At 35.5% G+C, this 2,014-nt stretch carries 1 protein-coding gene and 1 pseudogene; both read right to left on the bottom strand.

From position 1 onward, the window contains the following. Positions 1–412: 412 nt before the first annotated feature. Positions 413–1,389 (bottom strand): annotated as a pseudogene (locus BTHERMOSOX_RS10675) (class I SAM-dependent DNA methyltransferase). 95 nt (positions 1,390–1,484) lie between these two features. After that, positions 1,485–1,799: a hypothetical protein gene (locus tag BTHERMOSOX_RS10680; protein WP_138121119.1), complete on the bottom strand. Its 315-nt coding sequence runs from the start codon at positions 1,797–1,799 to the stop codon at positions 1,485–1,487. Between the last annotated feature and the right edge of the window lie 215 nt (positions 1,800–2,014).

Here is a 2,014-nt window from a genome sequence, read left to right on the forward strand (position 1 = left end):
TGTTGATTGTTTGTCTGCTCAATCCTGTTAATTCCTTGATTTGAACTGCGTTCAAATCAAGAGAAAAATACTTAATTATTTCTCTAAATTTCTTCTCTGAAATACGGGAACGATTTACATACTTGTTCTTTACTTTCATAACGGTACTTTAACATGATTTTAAATATGCTTAAGTTGTCATGACCCTAAATTAATAAATGAGCAGCGTACCAAGGCAATCTCTAAGCTAGATACCGAAATCAACTCTTTAATGTTTGAACGTGAAATCAGACAAAAACTAGCCAACAGCACTATTTTAAAAATACTGGGGTCGCCTAAAGAGCCGACTGACACCACTACTAAAGCACCGAACAGCTTGTTCTTTTAGCTAGGAGATAGCATCATGAATTTAAAAAAAATGGGTCATGACAACTTAAGCATAGGGCTGGAATACAGAGTTTGGTAAACGTACAATAGTATGCAGATTACAATCTTTAAGTAATTTCTCTCTAATTCTTTGCCTGACACCGCCACCTGTAAGTGAACCGTCTGGCAAGACAATAGCTGCTCGGCCATTTTTCTTAAGTAAATGAATCATCAAAATTAAAAATAGGTCTGCTGACTCTTTAGTGCGATAGGTTTGTGGAAAATTGTTTTCGTTATTGTTACTCACCACACCACCAAAAGGCGGATTAGCAAGTATTGCATCAGCTCTGTCTTTATCAGTGTATTCAGTGAGTGGACGAGAAAGTGAATCATCGAAACGAACGTTTGGCACTTCAACATCATGCAATATCAGATTAGTCGTTGCTAACAAATACGGCAAGGGCTTGTACTCCCAGCCAATAACATTTTGCTGGAGATTTTTCATGTCTTCAACCGTGGTTGATTGATCTTTAAGATGCTCAACTGTGGCAGTTAAAAAGCCGCCTGTGCCACAAGAGGTGTCAAGTACTTTTCACCCAACTGCGGGTTAATCATATCAGTTAAAAACTGTACGATTGCACGTGGCGTATAGAGCTCACCACTCTTGCCAGCACTTTGAAGCTCTTTTAAAAATGATTCATAAACATCACCAAATATATGCTTATCCGTAGAGTTGTTAAAATCAATTTCATTAAGTTTGTTAAGCACTTGTCTTAGAATGGTGCCAGACTTCACATAGTTATGGTTGCCGTTAAACACCTCGTGCACAATATAAGCACGCTTATTGCCGGTTGAAATATCAATCTCTCTTAGAGTTGGGAATAGCTTTTGATCTACAAATTCTAAAAGCTCATCTCCAGTAACCCCCTCATCATTTCCAGCCCACGCATCCCAGTGCAGCTCATCAGGGATGGGCGATGTGTAATCATCCTGGATAATTTCTAATTCTTTATCTTTATCACTGAATATCTTTAAAAAAAGCATCCAGCCTAATTGCTCAATACGCTGAGCATCGCCGTTAAGACCTGTGTCATTTCATATGATCTTTTGAGTGCTTTTTACTATTCCACTAATGTTTGTCATATTACTTGTTGTTTGTAAAGCTGTATAAAAATGCCAACTGCAGTAATTATAACTAACGCAAATGTAACTTGAATCATTCTTCTTTGACTTGCTATATTGTCATTATGCCTATTATTTTCTTTTTCAGAATCGATAACAAGATTAATAAGCTTGCCGTTTACAGAATAATTTATTCCGTCTTTATTTATTGCACCAGCCTCTATTAAAGAATTTAAGTGTAAACCTATCTTTTTTCTATATTGATCTTTGTTTGGATGATAAAACCACTTTGATGTATATATTGAATCAGATATATTATGAGACCTTTGCATAATTCATAATTCCCCATCCTATTTTCAACCCTTGCAATTTTTCAAAAAAAATAGCTCAAAATTTCCGTATTTTTCCATAAAAATCTAAAAAACACCTTGTTTGTCTGATTTTTTTAGCCTTATTTCTCTCTTTTTAGCCTTTTTTACTCACTGGATGTAATAATCCCTTAGGCTTTTTAATCGCTGCATTTCTTTAAAAATATTCATGCCAGTTT

This window comes from Bathymodiolus heckerae thiotrophic gill symbiont, assembly GCF_900128515.1.
GTDB lineage: Bacteria > Pseudomonadota > Gammaproteobacteria > PS1 > Pseudothioglobaceae > Thioglobus_A.

Coding starts and splice junctions, on each gene's coding strand:
- BTHERMOSOX_RS10680 (WP_138121119.1), bottom strand. CDS start 1,799: ATGCAAAGGTCTCATAATATATCTGATTCAATATATACATCAAAGTGG.